This window comes from Bacillus sp. NH11B (assembly GCF_001884205.1).
In the GTDB taxonomy this organism is placed as follows: Bacteria; Bacillota; Bacilli; order Bacillales; family Bacillaceae_G; genus Bacillus_A; species Bacillus_A proteolyticus.
The window spans coordinates 106241-131749 of sequence record NZ_MAOG01000010.1; the positions used below are offsets into that span (position 1 = coordinate 106241).

23 protein-coding genes and 1 pseudogene are annotated in these 25509 nt (G+C 36.9%); 1 reads left to right on the forward strand and 23 read right to left on the reverse strand.

What is annotated here, in order from left to right:
• The 5 genes from BAU27_RS00775 to BAU27_RS00795 all read right to left on the reverse strand — a co-directional run bounded on the left by BAU27_RS00775 (nt 1) and on the right by BAU27_RS00795 (nt 5960).
• On the reverse strand, nt 1-1101 hold the full coding sequence (locus BAU27_RS00775; protein ID WP_000340571.1) for a glycosyltransferase family 1 protein: 1101 nt from the start codon (nt 1099-1101) through the stop codon (nt 1-3).
• Nucleotides 1086-2240 (reverse strand): glycosyltransferase family 4 protein, encoded by a 1155-nt coding sequence (locus BAU27_RS00780; protein WP_071769870.1) that lies wholly within the window; start codon nt 2238-2240, stop codon nt 1086-1088. Before BAU27_RS00780 ends, BAU27_RS00775 begins: the two co-directional genes overlap by 16 nt.
• A 115-nt stretch (nt 2241-2355) precedes the next feature.
• A complete protein-coding gene (locus tag BAU27_RS00785) occupies nt 2356-4170 on the reverse strand; it encodes a polysaccharide biosynthesis protein (RefSeq protein WP_016130949.1) in 1815 nt (604 codons plus the stop codon).
• Nucleotides 4171-4612: 442 nt separating this feature from the next.
• Nucleotides 4613-5272, reverse strand: coding sequence for a CpsD/CapB family tyrosine-protein kinase (locus tag BAU27_RS00790; protein ID WP_000581658.1), 660 nt, complete (start codon nt 5270-5272; stop codon nt 4613-4615).
• Nucleotides 5262-5960, reverse strand: coding sequence for a YveK family protein (locus BAU27_RS00795; RefSeq protein WP_000409967.1), 699 nt, complete (start codon nt 5958-5960; stop codon nt 5262-5264). The genes BAU27_RS00790 and BAU27_RS00795 overlap by 11 nt, the downstream gene beginning before the upstream one ends.
• A gap of 370 nt (nt 5961-6330) precedes the next feature.
• Between BAU27_RS00795 and BAU27_RS31545 the strand changes: the two are divergent.
• Nucleotides 6331-6446 (forward strand): annotated as a pseudogene (locus BAU27_RS31545) (transposase); the annotation flags it as partial.
• A gap of 192 nt (nt 6447-6638) precedes the next feature.
• Here the strand turns inward: BAU27_RS31545 and galU are convergent.
• From galU to nuoL, 18 genes are all read right to left on the reverse strand, one after another.
• Nucleotides 6639-7520, reverse strand: a complete 882-nt coding sequence (galU, locus tag BAU27_RS00800; protein ID WP_000757802.1) for a UTP--glucose-1-phosphate uridylyltransferase GalU — start codon at nt 7518-7520, stop codon at nt 6639-6641.
• A gap of 236 nt (nt 7521-7756) precedes the next feature.
• Complete coding sequence (locus BAU27_RS31550) at nt 7757-8020, reverse strand: glycosyltransferase (protein ID WP_071769871.1); 264 nt, start codon at nt 8018-8020, stop codon at nt 7757-7759.
• A gap of 160 nt (nt 8021-8180) precedes the next feature.
• Nucleotides 8181-8426: a glycosyltransferase family protein gene (locus BAU27_RS31555; RefSeq protein WP_071769872.1), complete on the reverse strand. Its 246-nt coding sequence runs from the start codon at nt 8424-8426 to the stop codon at nt 8181-8183.
• Nucleotides 8427-8885: 459 nt separating this feature from the next.
• Nucleotides 8886-9887, reverse strand: a complete 1002-nt coding sequence (gene mreB / locus BAU27_RS00815) for a rod shape-determining protein (RefSeq protein ID WP_071769873.1) — start codon at nt 9885-9887, stop codon at nt 8886-8888.
• 161 nt (nt 9888-10048) lie between these two features.
• Entirely contained in the window at nt 10049-10321 is a 273-nt protein-coding gene (gene spoIIID / locus BAU27_RS00820) for a sporulation transcriptional regulator SpoIIID (RefSeq protein ID WP_000544010.1), read from the reverse strand.
• Nucleotides 10322-10630: 309 nt separating this feature from the next.
• On the reverse strand, nt 10631-10765 hold the full coding sequence (locus BAU27_RS00825) for a hypothetical protein (RefSeq protein WP_044738197.1): 135 nt from the start codon (nt 10763-10765) through the stop codon (nt 10631-10633).
• Nucleotides 10766-10906: 141 nt separating this feature from the next.
• Nucleotides 10907-11830, reverse strand: a complete 924-nt coding sequence (gene spoIIQ, locus BAU27_RS00830) for a stage II sporulation protein SpoIIQ (RefSeq protein WP_071769874.1) — start codon at nt 11828-11830, stop codon at nt 10907-10909.
• 161 nt (nt 11831-11991) lie between these two features.
• The gene (locus BAU27_RS00835) at nt 11992-12699 is read right to left on the reverse strand and encodes an ABC transporter permease (protein ID WP_071769875.1); all 708 of its coding nucleotides are present in this window, start codon (nt 12697-12699) and stop codon (nt 11992-11994) included.
• Nucleotides 12699-13541, reverse strand: a complete 843-nt coding sequence (locus BAU27_RS00840; RefSeq protein ID WP_000170828.1) for an ABC transporter ATP-binding protein — start codon at nt 13539-13541, stop codon at nt 12699-12701. Before BAU27_RS00840 ends, BAU27_RS00835 begins: the two co-directional genes overlap by 1 nt.
• Nucleotides 13542-13722: 181 nt before the next feature.
• On the reverse strand, nt 13723-14730 hold the full coding sequence (locus BAU27_RS00845) for a LytTR family transcriptional regulator DNA-binding domain-containing protein (RefSeq protein WP_001185947.1): 1008 nt from the start codon (nt 14728-14730) through the stop codon (nt 13723-13725).
• Nucleotides 14731-14855: 125 nt separating this feature from the next.
• The gene (locus BAU27_RS00850) at nt 14856-16472 is read right to left on the reverse strand and encodes a long-chain fatty acid--CoA ligase (protein ID WP_071769876.1); all 1617 of its coding nucleotides are present in this window, start codon (nt 16470-16472) and stop codon (nt 14856-14858) included.
• Between the two features lie 311 nt (nt 16473-16783).
• A complete protein-coding gene (spoIID, locus tag BAU27_RS00855) occupies nt 16784-17803 on the reverse strand; it encodes a stage II sporulation protein D (protein WP_071769877.1) in 1020 nt (339 codons plus the stop codon).
• A 252-nt stretch (nt 17804-18055) separates the two neighbouring features.
• Nucleotides 18056-19360, reverse strand: coding sequence for a UDP-N-acetylglucosamine 1-carboxyvinyltransferase (gene murA / locus BAU27_RS00860; RefSeq protein ID WP_071748397.1), 1305 nt, complete (start codon nt 19358-19360; stop codon nt 18056-18058).
• Between the two features lie 39 nt (nt 19361-19399).
• A complete protein-coding gene (locus BAU27_RS00865) occupies nt 19400-20104 on the reverse strand; it encodes a YwmB family TATA-box binding protein (RefSeq protein ID WP_483295351.1) in 705 nt (234 codons plus the stop codon).
• Nucleotides 20105-20155: 51 nt separating this feature from the next.
• A complete protein-coding gene (locus BAU27_RS00870; protein ID WP_071734725.1) occupies nt 20156-20392 on the reverse strand; it encodes a DUF1146 family protein in 237 nt (78 codons plus the stop codon).
• A 212-nt stretch (nt 20393-20604) separates the two neighbouring features.
• Nucleotides 20605-22119 (reverse strand): NADH-quinone oxidoreductase subunit NuoN, encoded by a 1515-nt coding sequence (gene nuoN / locus BAU27_RS00875; RefSeq protein WP_071769894.1) that lies wholly within the window; start codon nt 22117-22119, stop codon nt 20605-20607.
• A gap of 7 nt (nt 22120-22126) precedes the next feature.
• Nucleotides 22127-23629, reverse strand: coding sequence for an NADH-quinone oxidoreductase subunit M (locus BAU27_RS00880; RefSeq protein WP_071769879.1), 1503 nt, complete (start codon nt 23627-23629; stop codon nt 22127-22129).
• Nucleotides 23626-25488, reverse strand: coding sequence for an NADH-quinone oxidoreductase subunit L (gene nuoL, locus BAU27_RS00885; protein WP_071769880.1), 1863 nt, complete (start codon nt 25486-25488; stop codon nt 23626-23628). The genes BAU27_RS00880 and nuoL overlap by 4 nt, the downstream gene beginning before the upstream one ends.
• Nucleotides 25489-25509: the final 21 nt, after the last annotated feature.

A 25509-nucleotide genomic window follows, 5' to 3' on the forward strand; every position in this document is an offset into this window, starting at 1 on the left:
TTAAAGCGCTTGAAGATAAAAATTCTCAAGCCAAGTAGCCGATTCACTTATATCATATCCTTCTTTCTTGATATATCCTTCTACATCTTGCATACGTTTATTGACATCCAATATATCCTGCGCCCATATTTCGGGAGAGGTATTTATGCTTTCAAAACTCACTAGACCTGCTCCCATGTCTACTTCTTTAGTTATCGCATCCGAGATTACACAAGATAACCCAGCTCCTTGCGCTTCTATAAGAGTAACAGGCAATCCTTCATGAATGGATGGGAATGCAAATACATCAAAAGCTTGAAGTAAATGGTCGATATCGCTCCTTATGCCAAGAAACTTTACATTAGCCCCTAAATTTAATTCTTCCACTTTTTGTTCAATCTTTAACCGTAACGGACCATCCCCCACCAAAACAAGAACGGAATCTCTTCTAAGTTTAACTAACTGAGCAAACACTTCGATAAGGAATCCATGATTTTTTTGATGCGCAAACCTTCCTACATGCCCTACTACAAAGTTATCAACTGTAAGATTTAGTTCCTCTCGTATCTGTTTTCTAATTTCGGGGGAAAATGAAAACTTTTCAGGCTCAATTCCATTTTTTAAAATCGTGGCAGTATCTGTTTTACCTGCAAATAACCAGCGTGATGCTGCATCCGAACATGCTAAAAGATGTGTCGCACTTCGTAATATATACTTCCCTGCATACCACTTATATACTTTCGCAGCAACTCCACCTTCACTGCTAGTATTGTGACTATGTGCGATACGAACTGGTATACCGGCTTTCTTAGCTGCACGTAACACAAATCCACTCATCTTATCCATGTGTGAGTGTACAATCATATATTCTTGATGAGATTCAAAAAAATTATCTAAAGACTTTATGTATTCGTTATGACCACCATCAGTAATATATGGAATCCTGTGCACTTTCCCACCTAATTCCGATATTTCTGTATCGAAAACACCTTCCTTACAAGTAAGAAAATCAAACTGCACTTTATTTCGATCTATATTCCGGTACAAGTTCATAATAAGGGTTTCTGCACCACCACGGTTCATATTGACTACAACATGTAAGATTCTTAATGGACAATCCAATCTAACGCCTCCGTTCTACTCATAAACATGGTGTAAATATAGCTCTTTTCTTCTAATACTTTATTGACGGCATAATTATTTTTAATAATCTCACGACCAGACTCTCCGAATATGCCTTGTAAGCTACTATTTTCAGCAAGATATTTTATCTTTTCTGCCATTGTCTGTATGTCTTCACGACCTACTGTCCAACCATTTACACCATTTTGAATTAACTCTTTATGGCCCCTGTTCTCACTGGCTATAACAGGCAATCCGCAAGCCATCGCTTCCATAATATTAACTGGTAACCCCTCACGTAGACTGGATGCAACAGAAATATCACAAATAGGTAAAATTTTTGCAATATCATTCCTATAACCAAGGAAATCTATCATTTCAAATACACCCATTTGTTTAGCTAAATTTTTGCAATCATTTATCAAAGGACCATTCCCAGCCAATAGAAGCCTCGCATTGGGAACATGATCTTTTATTAAGGCCAATGAACGAATCAAAAACTGCTGATTTTTATTTTTATTAAACTCAGCCGCATAAAACATTAAAAAATCATCCGGTTTATAACCCATCTCAATCCTTAGACAATTCTTTTGAGCCTCACTAACTGGTTTAAAATATTCAGTGTCCACTCCCACCCCATGAATTTGTTCAATTTTAGGTACTTTAAACTTTCGCTGAACAGCCAAGTTATAATCTTCTTGGTTAATTGTAATGAGGCAATCTGTATAATTTGCTAGCATTTTTTCAATTGGATAATATAACAGCCAATTTGCAAGCGGGGCACCTTTACAAAAATGAAATCCATGCGCAGTATATAAAACTTTTGTTCCATGCTTTCTAGACTTTCTTGCTGCCAAACGTGCAACGGCTCCCCCCATCGGGGTATGGCAATGAATAATTTTATATTGATTTTCATCAATAATATCTTTCAGCTCTTTATAAGCCTTAATATTCTTAAATTGCAAAGGTGACCTTTGAATAGAAATGTCATACTTCTTATCCACATATGGAAGTTCCATGTTGCCAGCAGCAGCAACATGGACTTCCCAGCCTTGTTCTTTAAACCATTTCATATACGGCAAATGAAATGCTTTAAAGTGAAAGTCTACCGTCGCACAAAATAATACTTTATTTTCCATATATATCACCCTACAATTGTTATATTGTAACTAACCACCTGTTCATACTTCATTCTCATTTCTCTACATAGTAAAACATAAGTCTAACCATATATATGCAGATTAAAATCCATATTTACATCATATTTTGTGGAGTTATATGACTATTTGCCAATGTCAATACACGTTTTCTTAATTCCGTCTTCTCCAGATTCTTATAAGTTTGGAGAACTGATTCAATTTCGTTTATACAAAGGTTCGATGTTTTACCTATATAAATTTTAGGATGAATTTGTTGTTCATGTATTTCTTCTTTTTTCAATAGTTCTTCAAAGAGCTTCTCTCCAGGTCTTATTCCAGTAAACTCTATTTGTATTTCTTCTAGCGAATTTCCTGATAATGTAATTAAATTTTTCGCAAGATCTACTATTTTCACAGGATCTCCCATATCTAATACAAATATTTCTCCTCCTTTAGCTAATGCACCAGCCTGTATTACAAGCTTGGATGCCTCTGGAATTGTCATAAAGTAACGAATCATATCTGGATGTGTAACCGTAACTGGACCACCTTGCTTAATTTGTTTTTTAAACAACGGTATAACACTACCGCGGCTTCCTAATACATTACCAAATCTTACAGCCACAAACTTTGTATTACTTGTTTTGTCCAAGTTTTGAATTACCATTTCAGCAAGCCTTTTTGTTGCTCCCATTACACTTGTCGGATTCACAGCTTTATCTGTAGAAATCATTACAAACGTCTCGACCCCATTCCAGCTTGCCGCTTTTGCCACGTTTGTTGTCCCAATTAAATTGTTTTTGATAGCTTCTTCGGGGTTACGTTCCATCAATGGTACATGCTTATGTGCAGCGGCATGATAAACAACTTGAGGCTGATATTGACTCATTACTGACATCATTTTCAGATCATCCTGTACATCAGCAATTTCTGTGGTAACGACAATATCTGTGTCACCGTATAGCTCTTTCAATTCCATTTCGATAGAATAAATACTATTTTCACCATGACCTAATAAAATCAATTGTTTTGGGTTGAATTTTGCAATTTGACGACAAATTTCAGATCCAATTGAACCACCAGCACCAGTTACTAAAATAATTTTATTAGTAATAAATTCTGAAATACTTTCAATATCCAATTCAACAGGATCACGTCCTAATAAATCGTCTACTTGGACATCACGAAATTCATTCACTGAAACTTTTCCAGTCACTAAATCCTCTAGCATTGGAAGAATTTGTGTTTTTACTTTTGTCTTGGAACATTCTTGAAAAATCATATTTAATGCTTTCTTGCTAAGTGAGGGAATTGCTATTATGATGCTATCGATATCTAATTGCTGAACAGCAAATTCAATACGATCAATTCCTCCAACTACCGGTATTCCAAGAATATCCAAACCTTGTTTCTTTATATTATCATCTATAAATACCACAGGCAGTAATTCAGTATCATTACTATTCAAAAGTTGCCTTACAACCATTGTACCTGCAGAACCCGCACCAATAATTAGTGTTCTTTTTTTGTCGTCCCCTTTTTGAATATAAGCATCTCTGAACATCCGCCATAGAAAACGTGATCCTCCAATCAGTAAAATATGAATCATCCAAGTTACAACAAGAAGACGGAAATAAATATCTTGAACCAATATTTGTTGTACTACTGCTGTTGTGATAACAGAAAGTGTGATTGCTTTTAAAATAATTAGCAATTCCCCTACACTTGCATACTCCCATGCTTTTTTATAAAGCTTATAAATAAACGAAAAAATATGATGGCTAAGTAGCAGCGTCATTGCACTCACTACGATGGGAAATGTTATGACATTGAAATCAGCACTTACCAAGAAGCGACTAAAGAAAACCGTAGTTAATACGATTAAGGAATCAATTAAAATTAATAAGGATAATCTCTGACGATATGTCATAATAGGCCCCCCTCTCTAAATTTTTTTATATATAACAAAAGGAAATCCTCATAATTGTTATCTTAGAATTAAAAGATTTATATATTGAATATGTCTAGCTAAACATATAGACAAGGAAAATAATCAATAACCAACTAATACAAAGTTCCTATCTACAAAATCCTTTAGAAAGACTTTCTAGACAAGAACCTCAAATAAGTTTGGGCATCTAACCCTCCCTCACACCACACTCTTGACGACTAACGTCTAAGGTTCTTCAACCCACAGTATGATCGAGTGTCTCCATTGATAGTGGTAAGGAGGCATCACCGTACCCTATAATTTTTTATAGGTGGTCTTTCATTCTCTACTATAAAACATATGAAAAGCTTCTCATCCTTACGTCACCCATTAGGAAAGCGCTGTATTATCATTTTATGTATAATCAATTCTAATAAATCTCTTATACTTTTTTATTTAGAATAGCCCCTACAAGCTTTCCTTTTGTTAAATCTAAGGCCCTATTCGCTTCAACAACTGCTTCACTAGCAGTTTGATAGCAACTTAACACCAATAATACCCCATCACATTGACTAGCTAGTATATTTGTATCTATAACCTCAAGAAGGGGCGGAGAATCAAATAAAATAATGTCATACTGCTCTACGGCTTTGCTAATTAAGTTTTGCATAGATGGTAAACTAAGCATCTCAGCTGGATTATTAACTTCGGGACCACTTGTCAATATATGTACATTTTTGATTTCTGTCTGCATTACCACTTTTTCTAATGCTGATTTTCCCTCCAAAATATTTGTTAATCCAGATTTATTTTCCATCCCAAAAATCGCATGTAGTTCCGGAGTTCGCAAATCCGCATCAACAACTAAGACTTTTTCATCTCGCTGAGCCATAGAAACCGCCAAATTTGCCACAGTGGTGGTTTTACCTTCTCCATATCCAGGAGAAGTAATAATTATAGTTCTTGTTTTGTCCGTGCCGATTGCAAATTGAAGGTTAGTACGAATTGTTCGATATTCCTCAGCCATCTTCGATTTCGGAGCGATATGAGCAATTAAATGACTATTATCAAGGATACGGCTTTGCTTTTTATTATGAATCAAATGTTTTCCCCTCCACTATTACACTTTCTCTCTTACTTGTTTTATCTACTATATTATTTTTCTTCATTTGAGAAACACTTCCTAAAACGGGAACCGGTAATAATTTTTCAATGTTACGTTCCGATTTAATTGTTTCATCAAGAGAATCCAATACAAAGACTACTCCGATACTCAGTATAAGACCGGCAGCCAAGGCCATCTCAATCGCTTTTGCATGATTCAAGTTTATCGGTAAAGGATGCTCTTGTACTTTTGCTTCTGTTAAGATGCGGACATTCGAAAAATTTAGGATAGCATTGGCTTCTTCTTTATAAACATTTGCTGTAGCATTGGCAATTTTGACTGCCTGGGCTGGATTAGTATCCACAGCCGTAATAACAAAAACCTGTGACTCTTCAATCTTTCCAACACTGACCTGTCCGTTCAATGCATCTGCTGATTTTTGCGAATTTAATTGCTGGGCCACTTTCTCTAAAACAATAGGTTCCTTTATCATCACTTTAAGTGTAGCTATAGCATCGGCATTAGCTGGAATGAGGATTCTTGCAGAAGACGCATATAAAGGCGTTTTCATGAAAATGCTATATATACCACCAATACATGCCGCTAATATCGTAATTACTGCAATAATCCAAAATTTTCTTTTTATAACATTAAATAATTTTTTTAAGTCTATTTCCTTTTCCATGTTTCCCCTCCATTACTGTCTATTTGATTAATAAAAAAGCAAATCGTAGGTAAATTAAATCGTATAACCTAAGTTAATTTTGATTATACCGAACATAACTTACTAAATCATAAACAGGATGAATTTTCCGAGTATATATTTTATTCAGAAAATATATACCTTTTTTTCATTAATCTTAATATACTCGATATTCATTTTAGTTCTTGATAATGAACCCGTCAATATAAATTTATACATCAAACCCATCGATTACCTTAGTATATTTCATTCAATTATCCTTATATAAATTCAAAAATAACGGAGTTAGTATAGTCATATGGACACAACTTAGTTAAGTCCTTACAATGGATTTCAAGGAGGCAGTGTCCGGATGACAAACAAGAAATTTAATGAAGAGTTTAAAAAATGGTGGTTGAATTATATCATTCGGGACAATCTGTAAAAGCATTAAGCAGCGAGTATGGCGTATCAGAAGTAACCATTTACAACTGAATTAAATAATGTTCTACAAGTACGATGACCGAAAAAAGAAATATCATTAAAAGGTTAATCCCCAAAACAGATTTACCTTAACTTTTTACCAAGTATATTGACTCTAATTCATAAAAATTTAGCATCCTTTTCTAAAAAAAGACTTCATTTCTAATGAAATAGAAGTCTTTTTTGTGTCGTTAAAACTTAATTATAAACCATTTCGCTTTCTACTAACTTTTTCATATAGTCTAATAGCTCTTTTCTTAGGTTTTCATGTTGCAGTGCCATTTCAACAGTTGTTTGAATAAATCCAAGCTTTTCTCCAACATCATAGCGTATCCCTTCAAAGTCATAAGCAAACACACGTTGGATTTCATTTAAACGCTGAATTGCATCTGTTAACTGAATTTCTCCACCTGCTCCAGTTTGTTGATCTTCTAGGAACATAAATATTTCTGGCGTTAATACGTACCGTCCCATAATTGCTAAATTAGATGGTGCTGTTCCTTTAGCAGGTTTTTCCACAAATTTACTCACTTGATAACTACGATCCTTTTTCTCTAATGGATCAATAATGCCATAACGGTGTGTTTCATTTTCTGGAACCGTTTGAACACCAATTACTGATGATTTTGTTACCTCATATTGATCCATTAATTGACGTAAGCATGGCGTTTCAGCTTGAACAATATCATCGCCAAGTAATACAGCAAATGGTTCATTCCCAATGAATTTACGTGCACACCATACAGCATGTCCTAGACCTTTAGGCTCCTTTTGACGAATATAATGAATATTGATTTTCGAAGACTCTTGTACCTTCTCAAGAATTTCATGCTTTCCTTTTGATAATAGGTTTTGTTCTAATTCAAAAGAATGATCAAAATGATCTTCAATTGCGCGTTTTCCTTTTCCCGTTACAATAATAATATCTTCAATTCCAGACTCAATTGCTTCTTCCACAATATACTGAATTGTTGGTTTATCAACAATTGGTAGCATTTCTTTCGGCATAGCCTTTGTCGCCGGTAAAAAACGAGTTCCTAATCCTGCAGCCGGAATAATGGCTTTTCTTACTTTTTTCAATGAAAATCCTCCTAGTAATCTAAAACGTATTTATATAAATCATAAATCTAACCACTAATAAAAAGAAATAGAGAATTTAATTACAATCCTATATAAAATAAATTATCTATATATTTTATATTTTTAATTTTATGATGTCTACCTATTCATATTTCACACGTTATTATTCTATGACTAAAGATATTACTAATACAACATCAATAAAATATTATATCGATATCTCTGTTAATGCCTTCTTATTCTGTTTTATTTTTTTGTACTTGCTCTTCTAAAATATTTTCCCACTTGTCACCAACGATATTAAAAGTATACCCCTCAACATTCTTTTTAGCCTTGTGACCATATTCTTTTCTTAATTCTCCAGATCCTATTAAAGTCATTAATGAATTAGCAAGATCATCAATATTTCCTTCTTCTACAAGCAATCCGTCTTCTTTATTTTTAATTATTTCAACAGGACCTGTACAAGCAAAACTTACACAAGGAACCCCTACTGACATGGCTTCAATGATCCCCCCCAAAAGCTTCCTATCTGGAACTTAAAACATAAATTGATGAATTAAGCATCTCACCAATAATATCATTCGTCTTTGGCATTAGAAAAATATTATTATAAGCTTTATGATCAAAAATTTGTTGTCGAAGAAGTTGTTCATCTTCTCACGAACCAAACATTCCCAACTTCCAATCCGGATATTTCTCTATAACTTTAGAAAAAACAGGAACTAAAAGATCGAAATCTCTCTGAGGTACATATCTACCTGCAGCAATCACTACCTTTTTATCCAATCCAGCTGTTTTCTCAGGGATTGCTGTAGCATTTTCTGCTTTATATAACTTTACCCGAGTTCCTTCTAATAGTAATTGATAGTCATTAATTTCTGAATCTGTCAAACAAGTTAACAATCTAATTCCCCATGATATTGACTCAAATCCACATTATCACATTAAAAATTTCCCTTGTTATATTAAATATTGATTCCTTTAAATAAGATCAAATGTACCGTATGTAATTACCTTTTTCATACTTCATTGTCCCCTGTGAAATATTCCCTTTATAATTGGTTAAAGAAAGTAAATTAAAACAGAGATTTCCCCGCATCATGAAATCATAAAAGCCCCTATAAACCTAAACAAATTTACATATAATTTACATCAGGTTCGCATAAAATTCACAATAGTGATTATCGCATACTTTTCATTTACAAACTATTACCATTAATATGCAGTTTTTGTCATATACACTCTAGGAAAGCACTTTCTTAGTTAGTTCTACAAAGTTCTATTTATCTTCTTCAACTACAAAAAAATCAGGAAGAAAACATCCTCTTCCTGATTTTTACTACTTTTATACGTTTTTGAACCTTATCGTAATGCACGACGTGGTAATTTATCGATGTTTTCTAACATGATACCTGTACCAACAGCAACACATTGCATTGGGTTTTCAGCAATTAATACTGGTAATTTTAACTCTTCTGCTAGAAGCATGTCGATACCGTGTAATAAAGCTCCACCGCCTGTTAGAATAACACCACGGTCAATAATGTCCGCAGATAGTTCTGGTGGTGTGCGCTCTAGTACGCCTTTTGCAGCTTGTACAATGATAGCCGCGTCTTCTTTTAGTGCTTCTGTAATTTCTTCAGAGCATACTGTAATTGTACGTGGTAAACCAGTTACCATGTCACGTCCGCGAATTTCAAGCTCTTCACTACGTGCACCTGGGAATACTGTACCAATTTTAATTTTAATATTTTCTGAAGTACGTTCTCCAATCAATAGCTTATACTTACGTTTAACGTAGTTTAAGATCTCCATATCAAACTTATCGCCAGCCATTTTGATAGAGGAAGAGGTAACAATGTCACCCATAGAAAGTACGGCAATATCTGTTGTACCTCCACCAATATCAACAACCATGTTTCCGCTTGGCTGGAAAATTTCCATACCAGCACCAACTGCAGCTACTTTTGGTTCTTCTTCTAAAAATACTGTTTTACCACCTGAACGTTCAGCAGCCTCACGAATTGCTTTTTGTTCTACAGATGTGATATTTGTTGGGCAGCAAATTAAAATGCGAGGTTTTGAAAGGAAGCTCTTCACGTCCAATTTGTTAATGAAATACTTTAACATTGCTTCTGTAATTTCGAAATCTGCGATTACACCATCTTTAAGCGGACGAATTGCCACAATATTACCAGGTGTACGTCCCACCATACTTCTTGCTTCTTCACCTACTGCTAATACTTTTCCACTATTACGATCAATTGCCACAACAGATGGCTCATTTAATACAACACCCTTACCTTTAACATGAATTAATACGTTAGCCGTACCTAAGTCAATTCCGATATCTCGCGCAAACATTCCCGTCTTTTCCTCCTCGATATTCAAAATCAGGTTACACCCGAATTCTTTTACACCTAATTTCTGATTTTATCATAAATTTAACAGAAACGTAATATTCGCAAAAAGAATTTTTCTGAAAAACATTACCGAATCTGTAAGGAATGTTTGCTGTTTTGCATTTATTGACGTACAGGCTTTTCTATATCTTCTTTTCTATACTTCTGCTTCGTTGCTTCTCCCCCTCTTAAATGACGAATAGACTTATGATAATCAAGAATTTCTTTCACTTCATTTGCGAGCTCTGGATTAATTTCTGGCAAACGTTCTGTTAAATCTTTATGGACTGTACTCTTTGATACCCCAAACTCCTTTGCAATTACACGCACTGTCTTTCTTGTCTCCACGATATACTTGCCAATCTTGATAGTTCTCTCTTTGATGTAATCGTGCACACCACTCGCCTCCCTAAATTGGATGTGAGAAGTGTGAAATGAGACTCGCTGCATACGACTATGAAGTAAATGTGAGTGCTGTTTGTAAGCGTTAAACATTCTTGGATTTATAATGAAAGGATTCACGATTTCTCACCTCAAACACTCTCTTTGCATTGGTTTATACCATTGTATTGCCCGCACTACTGATATATGCTACATGTTCACTATTTTTGCGGACTAAGTTAAGAAAAATTACGTTTTTTTGTGAGAAATACGTTAAAGATGACAATTATAGCGAAAAAAAGTGACACCTCTTTATAAAAGGTGTCACTCTTCTCGATCACAATCTTCTTTCAACAACTGATGGTGGGGAACTTCCTTCTTACCGGCAATATAATAATATAAAGCGAATAAAACAAACAATAAAATAATAGCAATCGACAGAACAGATAAAAATGACACAGTATCCCCTCCCTTTTGTAATATATATTCGAGAATCTCGTCATTTTTCCTTGTTATTGCAACTTTTTTCTCGAAATTGATTGTTTTTATATGAAAGTGAAAAAATCAGCTCTCCTAATGAGAACTGATTTTTTCACTTTATTATTCTTGTGAAGAAGAACCGTTAGATGATTCTGTAGAACCATTCGTTGATTTTTCTTCTTTTTGAGATTGCTCATCTTGTTTGCCATTCGTTTCTTTATCACTAGTCGAACCGCTTGTTGATTTCTCTTCTTTTTGAGACTTATCTTCTGTTTTACTTTCTGGTTTCGTGCTTGTTGACTTTTCTTCTTTTTGAGATTTGTCATCAGCTTTTTTACCAGAAGCATTTGTCGCCTTTGCAGCACCTGCATCAGCTTTAATTTCTGCTACTGATTTATTTAAATAACGCTCAGGATTCACAGCCACATTGTCTTTACGTACTTCAAAGTGAACGTAAGAACCTGCATCTTTATTCATTGCACTTAGACCTGATTTCCCTAACACTTCACCTTGCGCAACTCTTGCACCTTTTTCTACTTTCACACTGCCTAAGCTTTGATAAGATGCTGCTACACCATTTCCACTATCTACTGTTACAACATAACCAAGAAGTGAATCTTTTTCAGCTTTCGTTACTGTACCACTTAAAGCAGCTGTAACATCAAATTCTTTTCCGTTCTTCGCAGCAATGTCGATTCCTTTATTAGGGGAATATGTGTTGTTATAAAAGACAAGTGCTTTTTCTTGTTCCGCCTCTGATGCTGCATCTTCATAGAATTTCTTCTGTACTACTACTTCTGCATTTGCTGCAGCTGGCATTTTCACTACTTCTGAAGACTTTGTTACTGGTACTACTGGATCTTCCGTTTGTGTATACGGCGTTGCTTGATCTTGGTTCGGAGCTTTCTTTGGATTAGCTCCTTGGAACCATAGCGCAACCATTAAGATTACCGCTGCACAAGCAATGTATAGTGCCGGAAACACCCATCTTCTTTGAAATAAATGTACTACTTTTCGCGACTTTTTATTATTTCTTCCTCGCATTCCATCATCACCTCAGCAATCATTTTGAACAATATTCAATCATCCTATACAACCTATAACTAATTAATTTTCGACAAAATATGTGAAAATATGTATAGGAATTGCAAAATTTCCGAGGAAATGATAGAAAAAGGAAAAAACTGACCGTTTGAGCTCAGTTTTTAGTCCATTTGTTTCTTTCTATAAATGAAGAGCGTAATAACAAGTACTGCAACTAACCAAATAGTTATGTTCAATAAATTACTAGTAATTGCACTTAAACCTCCACCTTTTATAACACCGCTAACTGCAAGACCGATATGACGAGTTGGTAAATAATCGATTATTTTTGTAACGACTTCATTCTTCACAAACATTCCAATTAAATCACCGAAAAGAAATGTCATTAATATTGGTAATCCAATTGTTGATGTTTGCGGCACATTTTGAGCTAATAATCCAATACAAGTACCAATGAGGTTAAATATTAGCATTCCAAGAACAAAGATGAGTAATAATAATGCAAAATTACCTTCTAATTTACCTAAAATAAGTAGATTAATAAAACAGATTGCAACTGTAATCATACCTGTTAATGAACTTTTACCAATTAATACTTCAATAGATGATGCTGGTGATAGCATAAGAACACGAAGCGTATTTTTTTCCTTTTCTTCAGCGATAAGCATCGCCTGTACAAAGCCTCCAACCATAACTAACGCCATCGCAGTTAACGTACTTGCTCCAACTTCTCTCATATTATCTGAGCGACTAAATAATACCGAAAAGACAAGTGGCATTACCAACATAATTAAAGTTTGTGAATTCGTTTTAAAATCCTGTAACTCTTTCCGGAAAATCGCTGAAAATCGTCTCATTGAAAATGTCATTATAATCCCCTCCCAGTAACTTCAATAAAAATATCGCCTAACGTTGGTTCGTGCGAATGAATAGATAGTAATTCGCCTTTTTTCATCCATTCTGAAATGCGTTTTGCCCCTAATTCATCTTTTTTCACAATTTCTTTCTTCTTATCTGTTAACACAACTTGTATTTGATCTTTCGCATATTGCAAACGAAGGTTTTCTGGTGTATCAAGAGCTACTATTTCTCCTCCACATAGAAAGGCAATGCGGTTACAAAGCGTTTCTGCTTCGTCCATGTTGTGCGTTGTTAAGAAAATCGTTGTTCCTTCTTTATTTAAGTCTTTTAAGATTTTATGAATGTTTTGTACGTTTACTGGATCAAGTGCAGATGTTGGTTCATCTAAAAAGAGGATATCTGGTTTATGAAGAATTGCTCTCGCTAGTATGACGCGCTGCTTCATTCCTTTTGATAACTTTTTCACTTGTGTTTTTTTATCATCTAGTAAGTTCACTTGTGCTAACACTTCATCAATTCGTTCTTTTTTACAATCGTATAAGTCACAAAATAATAGTAAGTTATCATAAATGCTAAGTCTTTCATATAAGCCGCTATTGTCTGTTAAAATACCAATTCGTTTGTAATCGATGCTACTTGGTCCCGTAATGTCTTTCCCTAACACTCTTACTGTTCCAACGCTATGAAGCAATTGAGATGTTAATATTTTTACTGTTGTTGTTTTCCCGGATCCACTCGGTCCGAGGAATCCAAAGATTTCTCCTTGCTTCACCTCAATATTTACATTTCGAAGGGCCGTTTTTCCATCGAAACTTTTCATTACATCTTTCATTTCAATTGCCAATGTCATTTCGTCATCCCCTTTGTTTTTTCTTTTTATAGATGAAAGTCGCCTTAGCGCTTTTCGTTTGTTTGTTTCGCTTTTCTTGACTCAATCATATGAAAAACAAAGGGTTTACGCAGTAAAATACCGGTAAAAGGAGTATTTTTACCGGTGAACGAATCGTATTTTGAGCTTATTGGAGCATTTTTTATAGCCCAATTACACCTTTTAATTCATCCATTCGCCCTTTCGAAAGCGGAATCGAACTTTTTCTTTCATCATCCAAAATTAAACTGAAACTATTACGTGTCCACGTAATGACTTCTCGCACTCTTTGTAAATTAACAAGGTACGAGCGATGACATCTAAAGAAACCGAATCCTGTTAATCTCGTTTCTAGTTCACTTAATGTTAATGCACATACGAAATCGCCTTCACGAACGTGAATATGTGTTACTCCGTTTTGGGTTTCAATAAAATGAATCTCCATTGGGTCTAATAAAATGATTTTATCGTTCACTTTCGCTGGTATTCTTTCTAACTTCATTTGCGGAATCATTTGAACGACTTTTTCTCCATCCACTTCTTCAACTTCTTCTTGCTCAATTTCTACTTTTTTCACACCATCGTTATTTAATATGTATACATCTTCTGTTAACGAAAGGGCGTCCGATAAGAAAGATGACGTAATAAAGATTGCCTTTCCTTGCTCTTTCATTTTCATAATCGCTTTTCGAATAATAATTGTGCTCTCTGTATCTACGTTTTGCTCTGGTTCTTCCAAAATAACTAAATAAGGATTATGAATCATAACTCGCCCGATATGAAGACGGCGTTTCTCTGAAAAGGACAATTTTTCTATTTTAACGTTTAACTTATCTAGGAGACCGACATATTGTACTACTTCTTCTATACTCATATGTGATTCATAAAGCCCTAATAAGAACTTGAAGTATTCCTTCACCTTCAAACGGTCGTATGCTTCATCTTTCAAAAAACAAAAACCGATGCGTGAATATACTTTCTTTCCAATCGGCTCCCCTTCAAATAACACACTGCCCGAAGAAGCCTCTTCTTCTCCGATAATAATGCGATGCAACACTTTAGCTGTATGATTATTACACTGCAAAACAACACATTGTCCTTTTTCAACCTTCAATTCAACTGCCGGTAACTGGTTCGTCTTCCCTAATTGTTTCAACTCCAATAACGCCATTCTGTCTCCCCCAAATGTTTTTTTATCCTATTATACCAAACAATTAATGGAAAATTATGATATTTAATACAATGTTTTTATACTATATCAGCAAAGAAGACTATCCATCAGGATAGCCTTCTTCTCTATTTCTGCTCTACCATATAAGTCTTCAGCTGATCACGAAGTGCTCTTTTTAGGAATTTCCCTACAGATGTTTTCGGAATTTCATTTACGAATAAAATATCATCTGGCATCCACCATTTCGGGAATTCGGCTTCTAGTAAAGCATACAGCTCTTCTCTTTCTACTGCTTGTCCTTCTTTTAACACGACGCAAGCAACAGGACGTTCTTGCCATTTTTCATGCGGAACTGCCACAACAGATGCTTCTAATACGTTATCGTGTGACATTAAAGCATTTTCTAAATCTACTGAAGAAATCCATTCACCGCCGCTTTTAATTAAGTCTTTCGTACGATCAGCAATTTTAATAAATCCTTCCGAATCAACTGTAACGATATCTCCTGTATGGAGCCAACCATCTTTCATCGATTCCTCTGTACGCTCATCTTTATAATAGCTACCAGCGATCCATGGGCCTCTTAGGCAAAGTTCTCCCATTTCTTCCCCGTCCCACTTAACTTCACCGTCTTGTCCAATCACTTTCATTTCTAGCCCAGGGAATAAATATCCTTGGCGAGAGCGCAAGTTATAATATTCTTCTTTCGGTAAATCGCGTTGATATGATTTCGGACAATTAATTACAACAGCAGGACTCGTTTCTGTCATTCCATATATTTGTCTAAATGCAATTTCGTATTTCTCTTCATACGTACGAATCATACTTTGCGGAGCCGCTGATCCACCTGACCATATCGTTTTTACGCTACTAATATCATATGGATGCTTCTCAAGTTCCTGTAATAAGCCAATCCAAATTGTCGGCACGCCAGCCGTAATTGTTACTTTCTCACTTTCAATTAACTCCGCTAAAATTTCCGGTGTGAAATGCGGTCCTGGTAATACGAGTTTTGTCCCAAACCATGTACTCGCAAACGGTAATCCCCATGCATTAACATGGAACATTGGAACGATAGGCATACAAGTGTCTACTTCTGATATATTCCCGCCATCCGCAAGCCCAAGTGTATAACTATGGAGCGCAATACTACGGTGTGTGTAAACTACACCTTTCGGTTTTCCTGTTGTAGCTGATGTGTAGCACATACCGGCTGGTTCTTTTTCATCTAAATCTTTTACAAACGGAAATGTCTCATCGCCTTCTTCGAGTAATTGGTCATAATGATATGCTGGTGATAGTGTTGTGTGAGGTAGTTTATGATCGTCTGTCATAATAATAAAGGCTTTTATATGCGGGATTTCGTGTTGAATACTCTCTAACATGGGTACCATATCTTCGTCGACAAGAATGATTTTATCTTCTGCATGATTAATAATATATGAAATGTGATCAGCAGAAAGCCTTAAATTAATCGTATGTAGCACCGCTCCGATTCCTGGAATCGCAAAGTATGCTTCCAAATGCCTATGATGGTTCCAAGCAATTGTCCCTACTTTATCCCCTTGTTCAATTCCCATTTTCGTTAATACACTAGCAAGTCTTCTCGTCCGCTTTGCAATTTCTCCGTATGTTAATGTATGAATACGCGATGCAGTCCTTGAAACAACTTCCTTTTTCGAAAAATATTTCTCCGCTCGTTCCATCATGGACGGAATGAGAAGTGGTACATCCATCATCATTTTTCATTACCCCCTGTTATTATATTTTATATATTCACATAACTGTATTATAACACGTAGTATACAGGGTAACTTCCATTTATTTCTACAAATAATGACAAAAAGGACGTTCCAAAATTGAACTTCTGACTAAAGCTATTTTCTTCTTTGTTACGATTGCAATGATAATCGAATTTAAATCAACGCAAATTGAATTATATCGCACACAACTCTCATTATATCGACTTAACTGCAAAATACGACAAAAATAACCTACCTACCAACAAAAGAAAACCGTCCCAACTACCATTTGGGACGGCCTCTTTTTCACCCTACTTCTTCACCATTAATTTTCCTTCATAATCATTCATCGTCTTTATTTCAACGCCTTTATAATAATGGGCGACGATATCTGTATATTTCTTACCTTCCGCTGCCATGCCATTCGCTCCGTATTGGCTCATGCCAACGCCATGACCGAATCCTTTCGTTGTAACGATGATTTTATCCCCCTGTTGTTTCCACGTGAAGTCAGACGAGCGTAAATCTAATTTTTCACGTACTTCTTTTCCTGTTAATGTTTTTCCTTGAAACGCTACATCTTTTACTCGTTTGCCTTCTGTAAGGTCTTTAATATCGCCGACTTTTCCGTCCGCTAGTACTTTCACACCGAGACGTTTTTGAAAGTCCGCTACTGTAAATATTTGCTCGCTCGTAAATTTTGGAGATGCTTGATCCCACGGACTATCTACGCTTTTCAGGTACGGATAATCATTTCCCCAATAATCAGCTGCATTTTCCGTCCGGCCGTTACTCGTTGAGAAGAAAGAAGCTGAAATTGGTTTTCCATCATACGTTAAAACTTGTCCTGCGGTTTTCGAAACGGCTTCCTCGATTTTCTTTAAATTATTTTCGTAGTTATTACCCCATTGTTTCTTCAATTCTTCTTTGCTTTTGTACACTTGATCTTTCACCGTATCTGTCACGTCCGCATTGTTTTTCTTACCTCCGCTTAGCATACGCTGGACTACAAATGTTCTCGCTGCTAATGCCTGCGCCTTTAGCGCCTCTATTTCAAAGCTGGCATTCATCTCAGAAGCTACTACACCGGTCACATACTCCTCCATAGGTAATGTGTCTACCTTCTTCTGCCGATCACGATATACAGCAACCTGAACCGCTGTATCCACTTTCCCTGGAGCTGGTATACTTTCTATCGCTGGAGGAGTTTTAGAAGCTGCTTCTTCTCCTACTTTTGCTTTCGCAAACGGAATAACAAGAGCAGCAGGTACAATGATGACGAGCGCTATTAAAAGCGCTACTGTAATGAAAAGTGGCTTTGAAAATTTCATCCTATTCCCCCAATATAAAGTTGGCTTCCTTTCATCCTTATGAATCTATGGAATCTTTTAGAACATGCTTTGGGGTATCGATATAAAGTGAAATTTTAATGCGGTGAAGTTGTACTGACCACAAATAGCGAAATAAAACGAAAATTTTCTAAATATTTTTACTGAGACGTGCATAAGTATAGAATTTCTTGACTATAACAGTAATAGTAAAAAAAATAGCCCCTATGTCAAAAGACATAGAGACTATTTCAATTAAGCGTGAAGATCAGAAACTTCTTGTTCTGTCACTTCTTCTACTTTTTCGTTTACACGTTCAATAGTTGCACCTAATGCAGCTAATTTCTTATGGAAGTTTACATAGCCACGGTCAAGATGTTTTAACTCTGTTACACGAGTATAACCTTCTGATACTAAACCAGCTAAAATTAATGCTGCTGCTGCACGTAAATCAGTCGCGCCTACTTCAGCACCTTGTAAGCTGTTTGGACCGTTCATAATTACAGAACGACCTTCAATTTTAATATCAGCATTCATACGACGGAATTCTTCAACGTGCATAAAGCGGTTTTCGAATACCGTTTCAGTAATCATGCTTGTTCCTTCAGCTTGTAATAATAATGCCATCATTTGTGATTGCATGTCTGTTGGGAAACCTGGGTGAGGCATAGTTTTAATATCAACCGCTTTTAACTTATCTGGGCCGATAACACGTATACCTTCGTTTTCCTCAATAATTTTAACACCCATTTCTTCCATTTTCGCTGTAATTGAGCGTAAATGTTCAGGTACAGCATTTTCAATTAAGACGTCTCCACCAGTAATTGCTGCTGCAACCATGAATGTTCCTGCTTCAATACGGTCAGGAATAATAGGGTGGTTTGCACCATATAATTTATCAACGCCTTCGATACGAATCGTTCCAGTTCCAGCTCCGCGTACTTTCGCTCCCATCGCATTTAAGAAGTTAGCTAAGTCAACGATTTCTGGTTCTTTCGCTGCGTTTTCAAGGACTGTTGTCCCTTTTGCTAATGTCGCTGCAGACATAATGTTTTCTGTCGCGCCTACGCTTGGGAAGTCTAAATAAATTTTAGCTCCTTTTAGTTCTCCCTCTACGTACGCCTCAACAAAACCGTTACCAACTTTTACTTTTGCTCCCATTGCTTCGAAGCCTTTTAAATGTTGGTCAATTGGACGTGAACCAATTGCACATCCACCAGGAAGTGCAATACGAGCACGACCGTTACGTGCTAATAATGGGCCCATTACTTGGACAGATGCACGCATTTTACGTACATACTCAAATGGTGCTTCAATGTTTAATTCTTTAGAAGAATCGATTGTTACTTGGTTATTTTCAAATACGACTTCAGCATTTAAATGACGTAATACCTCGTTAATTGTGTATACATCAGACAAAACTGGTACTTCAGATAGTACATTCTTTCCATCACTCGCTAATAGGGCTGCAGCGATTATAGGTAATACAGCATTTTTTGCGCCCTCAACACGCACTGTGCCGTTTAACCGCTTTCCGCCACGGACGATGATCTTTTCCAAATTATTCCCCTCCGTGTCCTTTTTTCAGTATCTATTCACTCAATACTCAGAAGTTATGATCGGTGTGCCAACCACAATTATATCTTTGTTGTCTGTAGAACGTATTGCTATTTGCACATTTATTTTCTCTCTATTTATCGAAAGAGCGTCATTCCACTTTTTATTATATGCGGAGACTGACACAAATGCTCTTTCTTCTGTCTGTTCGATCGCTCTTGCTGAAAGATCTTTCAAAACCTGATTGGTTTTATTTTGCAAAACACCTTCAATCTTATCATTCAATACACCTTGAACACAAGTATAAATTGTAGGTTTTCCGTTAAAAATTTCATTCATTTTCTGAACGTACTTCGGGTCCCATTTCGCCCCGCTTACTTCAAATATAATGAAAGTGTTTTCTTTAGTATTTTCCTTAGTCCAAGTTACTACTACTCGTTCTTCATAGGAAGAAGATTTTTTATAGGATGTAGCTTTATATCCATCTGGAGATTGTTCTAATTCCCAACTTTCGATATTTGCCTTTTCCTTCACATCGTTTAACAATTTTTGAAACGTATGTATATTAGAAATTGTTTTTGTTTCTCGCGCTAACCATGACCACCGCTCTACTTTTGCATCATTCTTCTCTAAAGCCTTGATCATGCTCTCCATCTTCTGTTCATCGCTTATAGGTTTCATCTCTCTATATCCAACCAAAAATAAAACAACACTTAAGACAACGATAAGAATGGCTTTAAGCTTCAATTTCATCCCCTCCTATCCCCATTGTTAACGGAGATATGAGGTTCTATACACTTACTTTACTAAATACGTTAAACTCTTTGAATAGCCTAAATAATCAAGGAAAAAGTTACTGACAGATGTCCCAATTGCAATCGTAACTAGGATGAGTAATACTCTCGTCTGCATCACTTTCCCAGACTTCATTAAACGCTCAATATGAATACCTTGCAAGGCCCACCACGTAATAGTAATAAACAATAAATGCGAAACAATGGCAATCAGTGCTTGTTGCCCTAAAAGTTGTGCCAAAAAATCGACCCCTTTTTTGTTTGGCTACTACTTACGCAAAATGTAAAAACGATACCATAATAAGTAGGAGCCACACTTTTTCAAACGCGAATAGGCTTCTTACATTTCAAATCGTAATTTCCTCTCAAAAAACATATACTTATATACGTTTCCGTTTGCTGTTACTCCAAAATAAAAAGCGCAGAGTATGGACTCTACACCTTTTATTTTCACTATTGTACCACGTTCCCCAAGAAGAAGAAATCCTTCATTAATGGAAAATATTCATAAAAGAAATTGTAACCAATCATCGGCATAATTCCCAGTATTACAATCGAAATTGCACAAAAACCCATGACAATCTTTATATTTAACGGTAACCGAAGCTTTTCTTCTGCCCCTCCTGTGCGGAAAAACATTTGCTGTAATATCCGGAAGTAATATACAAATGAAACAACTGTTGTCCCCATCATAATAGAAGCTAATACGTAATGAGCAGGTTCAACATGGAGTGCCCCTAAAAAGATGTTAATTTTCCCGATAAAACCAGCTGTCCCCGGTATTCCAGCTAACGATAAAATAAAGATTGTCATCACTATAGCTGTAAATGGAGATCGCTTGTATAATCCTGTAAAAATCGTCATATTTTCCTTATCATTTTGTAAGATTAATCCGTGGATGATTGCAAATGCCCCTATATTCATAAGCATGTATGCAAGCATATAAAACCACATACTATCCATCGTGAACTGCGATAGCGCCACAAGAGGCACGAGCAAATACCCAGCGTGCGCGATACCTGAATAGGCAAATAGACGTTTTACGTTGTATTGCTTTAATGCTACTACATTCCCGATAATCATCGTAATACTAGCTAGCACAGCAATGTATATACTCATACGCCCGTACAAAGATTGTGCGTCTCCTTGGATTGCCACTCCTGCAAAAACCATAAGAAACAAACGCGTAATGAGTAGAAAACCAGCAATTTTAGAAATCGTTCCGAGAAAAGCAGTGACAGGTGTAGCCGCTCCCTCATACACATCCGGTGCCCACATATGAAAGGGAACTGTTGCAATTTTGAATGAGAGTCCAACAAGTAAAAGTAGAAATGCGAGAGCTAACAATAATTGAATGCCCCCGGCCAATCCTTGCGTAAATGCTTTTTGCATTTCCACTATGTTGGTCGATCCTGTAATACCGTATAAATAACTCATTCCAAAGAGCGTAATTGCTGTTCCAATTCCTCCGTTAATGACGTATTTCATTGCCGCCTCATTCGATGCACGGTTTCTTTTTCGGATGCCTACAAGAATGTAGGAAGAAAGCGAAAGCAATTCTAAACCGACGAATAGTGTGATGAAATCAACGCTCGAAGCCATGAACATCGCTCCAAGAAGCGCCATTAACATTAAGTAATAATATTCTCCCTTATCCCCGATAGGCTCCTTCTCGTCATCGCTCATTGCCATACATAAGACGAGAGCTGCCCCGATTAATAACAACGTTTTAAACCCTTTTGAAAATCCATCTAACACAAACGATCCATTTAAAATATCTCCCGCTGGTTCACTATATAGCGTAATTAATGACACGGCCGCTAATACGACAGCTGCGATTGCGCCAATCGCAACGTGCCTATGGTTCAGCTTAAAAAACAAATCACATATGGAAAGAAGGATGGCTGCCCCAAGAATAATGAATTCCGGCACCATCAGATGCCACGACAAGCTAAGTAACGTATTCATATCCATCCTACTTCACCCCCAATGTTTTCAACGTATTTTGAAGCGGATCCCCTAGCAGTTCTGGCATTACTCCAATTGCGATAATACAAACGAGAAGTAATATAACAGGAACATACTCCCATCCGTGTATATCAGATTTCGCTTCCCATTCTTTCTTACCAAATGTCACTTGAAGTGTCGCTCTTAATACGTATACAGCGGTTAAAATAATTCCAAGTACACCTACGGCAGCGATAACCGGTTTCCCTTGGAATAAACCGAGAAAGGCAAGGAATTCGCTAATAAATCCAGACATCCCTGGCATTCCAAGCGATGCCATTCCTCCCGCTAGGAAGAAGCCGCTAAGCACAGGAACACTTTTTGCGAGTCCACCAAGCGCTGTAATATCCGAAGTCCCAAAACGCTCTTCAATCATGCCAAGTAAGAAGAAGAGCAATGCCGCAATTAAACCGTGAGACACAACCTGGAACAGTGCCCCTTGCATACCTGGTGCATTTAACGCCGCAAGCCCCATTAATACAATGCCCATATGCGAAATACTAGAGTAAGCAAGCACCTTTCTAAAGTCCGTTTGGATGAGTGCTAGAAAGGCCCCGTACAATAAATTAATGACTCCTAAAATCGCAATTAGCGTTGCAAAATCACGAAAATGTTCTGGAAATAATCCTTTCCCAAAGCGAATAATACCGTATGCTCCAATTTTCAGTAAAACTCCCGCATGAAGCATAACTACAGCAGGATGCGCTTCTATGTGTACATTGACCATCCAGCGATGCAAAGGGAAAACAGGAAGCTTAATCGCAAAGGCCATCATTATGGCAAGAAACAAGCCGAACTGTAAGCTACTTGAGACAGCCATTCCTCCCCCAGCACCTACACTCGTTAATATTTCTTTAAGCTCCGTAATATTTGTTGTACCTGTTTTCGCAAATAAAACCGAGAAAACGATAAGTAAAATAGCTGATCCGATACCGTTATATATTAAATAACTATATGCAGCCTTTTCACTCGACAATTTCCCCCACTTGCCAATTAATAAAAACATTGGTGGCAGCGTAATTTCAAAGAAGATGAAGAACAGCATTAAATTTTGAGCAGCGAAGACACCGAGCATCCCTATTTCTAGCATGAGTAATAGCATGTAGAATGCTTTTAAATTTCGTTTAATGGAAAATGCCGCAATTGTTGCAAGCATTGCTAGTAGGGCCGTCAGCACCATCATTACAAGCGATAAACCATCAATACCAATCTCGTAATAAATGGAGAACCATCTTTTATCTACCGCTGTAAAATCCCCAAATTTAATCCATTTCACTTTCTCATCAAATATCGATAAACTCTTTCCTGAAGCATATGTACAAGCGAGGACGATAGCGATACCAAATGGAAGCGCCGTCCCAAATAAGCCAAGCGCTCGCACTGTACGCGATTCTTTTTTCGGCGTTAATACAAGCAAGAGAATCCCTAAAAGCGGGGAGAAAATGAAGAACGTTAATAGCAATCCATTCATCGTAAATCCCCTCCCGTATATAACAAAATAATTATGAGCACAGCGAGCGAAACGGCCGTTACAGTTCCGTACACTTGTACATTACCGTTTTGAAGCCGCGATCCTAGACGGCTCATGCCTTTAACCAATCCCGCAATTAAAACTGCAATTCCTTCTACAACGTATACTTCAAATAAACGAAGTACATGAGCGATTCCTTTCGTAATAGGAAGCACCGTAACATTGTAAAGTTCATCCACATAATATTTTTCTTTCAAAAGGTTATAAAGAGGCGTCCCTTCTCCGCCTGCCCAATCTCTAGAGATAGCTTTCTTACCATATATGAAATATGCGAGGGCAATTCCCGCAAATGAAACGAGCGTTGCAACAATCATAATCCAAACAGGTCCATGTACTTCCTGCACTTTGAATCCTACATCTTTCGTGAGCCAATCCCCAAGAAACGTTCCGAACCACGGTGTATTTATATAGCCTGCCACTACCGCAAGAACACCAAGGACAATCATCGGATACGTCATTGTGCGAGGTGATTCATGCACCTCTTCCTCCGTCTTCGTTTCCCCTGTAAAAACAAGAAAGTATAGACGGAACATATAAAATGCTGTTAGAAATGCCGCAATTACTGCTAAAACGAATAGAAAGTAATTGCCGTTCATCCAAGTCGCCACTAAAATTTCATCTTTACTAAAAAATCCGGAAAGAAGAGGAACACCACTAATTGCAAGTGTGCCTATTAAAAATAGTGCACCGGTTACTTTCATCTTTTTCTGTAAACCGCCCATTTTATTAATGTTTTGCGTATGGACTGCATGAATTACACTTCCTGCAGCCAAGAACAGTAATGCTTTAAAGAAGGCGTGTGTCGTTAAGTGAAAGACACCAGCTACATAACCAGCAGAGCCTAGCGCAAGCATCATATACCCGAGCTGACTAACTGTAGAATAAGCAAGAACCCTCTTAATATCCGTTTGTACAAGACCAATAGAGGCCGCAAAGATTGCGGTGAAAGCCCCAACGATTGCAACAGTTTGCATCGCTACCACACTTGCTGAAAATAGCGGGAACATCGTCGCTACTAAATATACGCCGGCTGCAACCATCGTTGCTGCGTGAATAAGCGCCGAAACAGGCGTCGGTCCTTCCATTGCATCTGGTAACCACGTATGAAGCGGAAACTGGCCCGATTTCCCCATCGCACCGACAAAAATTAATATCGCCGTTATTGTAATCATAGAAGGAGAGAGGTCGCCCGTATGAATCGCTTTAAAAATCGCGTCATATTCAAAACTACCTGCATGCCAAAAAATTAAAATCATCCCAATAAATAGCCCAACATCCCCAATGCGTGTCATAATAAAAGCCTTTTTCGCAGCAGCCTTCGCTTCTTCTTTAAAGAAGTAAAAACCGATGAGTAGAAATGAACCGAGTCCTACTAACTCCCAAAATATATAAAGCTGTAATAAATTCGGCGATATAACTAGCCCAAGCATCGCAAATGTAAAGACCCCTAAATATGCATAAAAGGTTGGTAATCTTTCCTCCCCTTTCATATAACCTTTTGAGTACACATGTACAAGAAAACTCACAAGCGTAACGATAAACAACATTAAAGCTCCTAATGCGGTAACTTCAAAACCAAATGATATATCTATATCTCCTGTTCTAAGCCATACCCACTTATGCTTCACTGCCTCGGATGAAAACCGTTCTATTAGTACCACTACCGCGGAGAGAAAGGATAGAAAGGTAAAGAAAATACCTAGTACACTACTTCCCTCTCTAATTTTCTTCCCGAACATAATAAGTATCAAAAACGAAACAAGCGGGAAAAGCGGTATGAGCCATGCATAATCGATCATTGTTTCCTTCCCCCTTTTCGG

Bases quoted from the DNA above. Each gene is read 5' to 3' on its own strand.
- spoIIQ (WP_071769874.1), bottom strand. From the start codon at position 11,830: ATGCGAGGAAGAAATAATAAAAAGTCGCGAAAAGTAGTACATTTATTT.
- BAU27_RS00880 (WP_071769879.1), bottom strand. From the start codon at position 23,629: ATGAATGGATTGCTATTAACGTTCTTCATTTTCTCCCCGCTTTTAGGG.
- nuoL (WP_071769880.1), bottom strand. From the start codon at position 25,488: ATGATCGATTATGCATGGCTCATACCGCTTTTCCCGCTTGTTTCGTTT.
- BAU27_RS00835 (WP_071769875.1), bottom strand. From the start codon at position 12,699: ATGACATTTTCAATGAGACGATTTTCAGCGATTTTCCGGAAAGAGTTA.
- mreB (WP_071769873.1), bottom strand. From the start codon at position 9,887: ATGTTTGCGCGAGATATCGGAATTGACTTAGGTACGGCTAACGTATTA.
- spoIID (WP_071769877.1), bottom strand. From the start codon at position 17,803: ATGAAATTTTCAAAGCCACTTTTCATTACAGTAGCGCTTTTAATAGCG.
- BAU27_RS00840 (WP_000170828.1), bottom strand. From the start codon at position 13,541: ATGACATTGGCAATTGAAATGAAAGATGTAATGAAAAGTTTCGATGGA.
- BAU27_RS00845 (WP_001185947.1), bottom strand. From the start codon at position 14,730: ATGGCGTTATTGGAGTTGAAACAATTAGGGAAGACGAACCAGTTACCG.
- BAU27_RS00780 (WP_071769870.1), bottom strand. From the start codon at position 2,240: ATGGAAAATAAAGTATTATTTTGTGCGACGGTAGACTTTCACTTTAAA.
- BAU27_RS00795 (WP_000409967.1), bottom strand. From the start codon at position 5,960: ATGGAAAAGGAAATAGACTTAAAAAAATTATTTAATGTTATAAAAAGA.
- nuoN (WP_071769894.1), bottom strand. From the start codon at position 22,119: ATGAATACGTTACTTAGCTTGTCGTGGCATCTGATGGTGCCGGAATTC.
- BAU27_RS31550 (WP_071769871.1), bottom strand. From the start codon at position 8,020: ATGTCAGTAGGGGTTCCTTGTGTAAGTTTTGCTTGTACAGGTCCTGTT.
- BAU27_RS00785 (WP_016130949.1), bottom strand. From the start codon at position 4,170: ATGACATATCGTCAGAGATTATCCTTATTAATTTTAATTGATTCCTTA.
- BAU27_RS00850 (WP_071769876.1), bottom strand. From the start codon at position 16,472: ATGATGATGGATGTACCACTTCTCATTCCGTCCATGATGGAACGAGCG.